Source organism: Clostridium sp. CAG:43 (assembly GCF_000434655.1).
GTDB lineage: Bacteria > Bacillota > Clostridia > Lachnospirales > Lachnospiraceae > Otoolea > Otoolea fessa.
In genome coordinates this window covers 31383-34637 of the sequence record NZ_FR895104.1, presented here as the reverse complement: position 1 = coordinate 34637, position 3255 = coordinate 31383, and the positions used below count along the sequence as shown (strand labels likewise).

Here is a 3255-nt window from a genome sequence, read left to right as displayed (position 1 = left end):
CACGTGTCCGAATGGAGCGGACGTACGTCCGATACAGGCGAACGCGTGTAGTGAAAGCAAGTGAACAAACATATGCAGGAAAGCAGCGGCTAGTTACCACCCCAGGGGCACTCCCTTTTCGTGGCAATTAGAAACCTTTCTGAAAGCTCTTTACTCCGCCAATTCCTCCCACTTCTCATACAATCCCTCTAACTTTGCATTCAGTTCTTCCTTCTCTTTATTCAGTTCCATCAAACGCGGAACATCGGAAAAGACAGTCTCATCGCAGAGAAGCGCATCGATCTCCTGATCGCGGGTTTCAAGGGTGTGAATTTCTTCCTCGACGCGTTTCAATTCATTCTGTTTCTTACGAAGCCGCGTCTGTTCTTCCTTCTGCTGTTTCCAGTCCAATTTGCCGGAGGAAGCGCTGGCTGCCGCCTGAACTGCAGCGGTCACGGCAGAAGCGGACGAAGCAGCAGAGGTGCCAGTGCCATTTCCAGAAAGAGCAGTCGGATTTGCGCCTGCCGCAGCGGTCAGATGGCTGGAAGTCCCTGTGTTTCCGGCTCCGGAAGATTTTGCAGAGCGGCTGACTGCCTGTGCGGCGGAAGCTAGATAGGCTTTCTCCTGCGTCTCCTTCTTTTCCAGATAATAATCGTAGTTTCCAATATAATTAATCAGTGTTCCCATCGTCAGATCGAGAATCCGGGTCGCAGTTTTGTTGATGAAATATCGGTCATGGGAGACGTAGAGAACGGTTCCGGTGTAATGAACCAGTGCGTTTTCCAGAATCTCCTTCGAGGCGATATCCAGATGGTTGGTCGGCTCATCGAGGATCAGGAAGTTCGCCTCCGAGAGCATCAGCTTCGCTAGGGAAACACGTCCGCGTTCGCCGCCGCTCAGATCGCGGATGCGCTTAAAGACATCGTCGCCGGTGAAGAGAAATGCCGCCAGCACATTTCGGATCTGCGTGTTGTTCATATCCGGGTAGGTGTCCTGCAGCTCGTCAAAGAGCGTCTTGTCCATGTGCAGAACCTGGTGTTCCTGATCGTAGTAACCGATATGCACCTTGGAACCTAACCGGATCTCGCCGTTGTCCGGGGTCAGAAGACCGTTGATCATCTTGAGAATTGTGGTCTTGCCGGTTCCGTTGTTGCCGATGATGGCGATGCGCTCGCCGCGTTTTACCTCAAAGTTCAGATCCGTGAAGAGTGTCATGCCGTCGAAACTCTTGGCAAGCTCACGGACGGAGAGAACGTCATTTCCGCTGGTGACGCACGGTTCCAGCGTAATGTGCATCGCGTCGTTGATTTCGGTTGGTTTTTCCAGAAGATCCATCTTGGAAAGCATTTTTTCACGGCTCTCGGCGCGCTTGATGGATTTCTCACGGTTAAAGGATTTGAGTTTGGTGATAACCTCCTCCTGATGGCGGATCTCCTGCTGTTGGTTTAAGTAAGCCTTGAGCACACCGGCGCGGATGATCGCTTTTTTCTCGCTGTAGGCAGTGTAATTGCCCTGGAAAGAGGTGGCGATGCCGCCGTCCAGCTCGACGATCTTGGTCACGACGCGGTCCAGAAAATAGCGGTCGTGGGCAACGATAATGACCGTCCCGGCGTAGTTCATCAGATAGGTTTCCAGCCACGCGATGGATTCCATGTCGAGGTGGTTGGTTGGCTCGTCCAAAAGGATGATATCCGGTTTGGAGAGCAGGAGCTTACCGAGGGAGACGCGCGTTTTCTGACCGCCTGAAAGTTCGGAAACCGGTTTGGAAAATTCTTCCTCGACAAAGCCGAGTCCCTTTAAGACACCGGTGATCTCGCTCTGCCATGCGTAGCCGTTTAAAAGTTCAAATTCATGGTTTAAGCGGCTGTAAGTGTTGAGCATCGTCTCGAGCTTTTCGCCCTCGGCGTGCTTCATCTGGAGTTCCAGCGTGCGGATCTGCTGTTCCATTTCCAGAATCGGACGTTTGACCTCCAGAAGAGAGTCATAAATTGTGGTCTGGCTATGCAGATCCTGGTGCTGTGCCAAGTAACCGAGGGTTTTGCCCTTGGCGATGGTCACGGAGCCCTCGTCTGCTGCGAGTTCTCCGACAATTATTTTTAAAAGAGTCGATTTACCGGCTCCGTTGATGCCGACGATGGCGGCTTTTTCGTGATCTTCTACATGAAACGATACGTGTTTGAGGATTTCCTCCGTACCGAATGCTTTTGAAATATTGCTGCAAGATAAAATCATAGATTCCTCCTGTGGTTGTATCCATGTATTTCGGTTAAAAAATATACCGTCAATCTTAAATTATAATATAAATAAAGAAGCAATGCAAGAATGAGAACGGTTAATGGCTGTTTCTGGTCAGAAAATTTTGCGAAATACAATGTAAAATCCCTCATATGAAATAAAAAAATTGACAATTATTTATCATATGACTATAATAAATTTATCAGATTGTCCGAAGGTTTGTGTAAACCATATGGACAACGTTAGAGGAAAGAAAGGTGGAAGAAAGCCGTGGAACAGAAAGAGATATCTAAAGCGGTCATTTCTAGGCTACCCAGATACTATCGTTACTTGGGCGAATTGCTCGAGGAGGGAGTAGAGAGAATCTCATCGAATGATTTGAGTATCCGCATGAAGGTGACAGCGTCCCAGATTCGTCAGGATCTGAACAATTTCGGCGGATTTGGTCAGCAGGGATATGGTTATAATGTAAAGTATTTATATTCGGAGATTGCCCGGATTCTGGGAATTGACCGTCAGCATAACCTAATTATTATCGGTGCGGGAAATCTGGGGCAGGCGATCGCGAATTATACAAATTTTGAGCGGCGTGGTTTTTTAATCAAAGGCATGTTTGATGTGAATCCTCGTCTGGTCGGTCTGGTAGTCCGTGGAGTGGAGATCCGCGGTATTGAGGATCTGGAACAGTTTATCAAGGACAATGAAGTGCAGATCGCAGCGTTGACGATTCCGAAGTCGAAAGCGCCGGAGATTGCGGAACGGCTTGTCAAAGCTGGAATCAAGGCGATCTGGAATTTTGCCCATACAGATTTACAGGTTCCAGATGACGTTGTGGTGGAAAATGTCCATCTGTCGGAGAGCCTGATGCGCCTTTCTTACCGCGTATGCAGCATGCAGGATCAGAAAGCGAGAGAAGAAGCGCAGAGAAAGCAGGAAGAGGCAGCTGGTGCCGGAGAAACAAAATGATCGTCGGAATTGGTACGGATCTGATAGAGATAGAGCGAATCAAAAAAGCCTGTGAAAAAGAGGCTTTTTTGGTGC

At 48.9% G+C, this 3255-nt stretch carries 2 protein-coding genes and 1 pseudogene; 2 read left to right on the top strand and 1 reads right to left on the bottom strand.

The annotated features are described in order from the left end of the window. Positions 1-150: 150 nt before the first annotated feature. Positions 151-2211, bottom strand: a complete 2061-nt coding sequence (gene abc-f / locus QVO97_RS09735) for a ribosomal protection-like ABC-F family protein (RefSeq protein ID WP_022360138.1) — start codon at positions 2209-2211, stop codon at positions 151-153. Positions 2212-2484: 273 nt separating this feature from the next. Here abc-f and QVO97_RS09730 point away from each other — a divergent pair, with 273 nt between their 5' ends. Beyond that, on the top strand, positions 2485-3180 hold the full coding sequence (locus QVO97_RS09730; protein WP_022360137.1) for a redox-sensing transcriptional repressor Rex: 696 nt from the start codon (positions 2485-2487) through the stop codon (positions 3178-3180). Next, positions 3177-3255: pseudogene (locus tag QVO97_RS09725) on the top strand (ACP synthase); the annotation flags it as partial. The gene QVO97_RS09730 and the pseudogene QVO97_RS09725, both read left to right, overlap by 4 nt.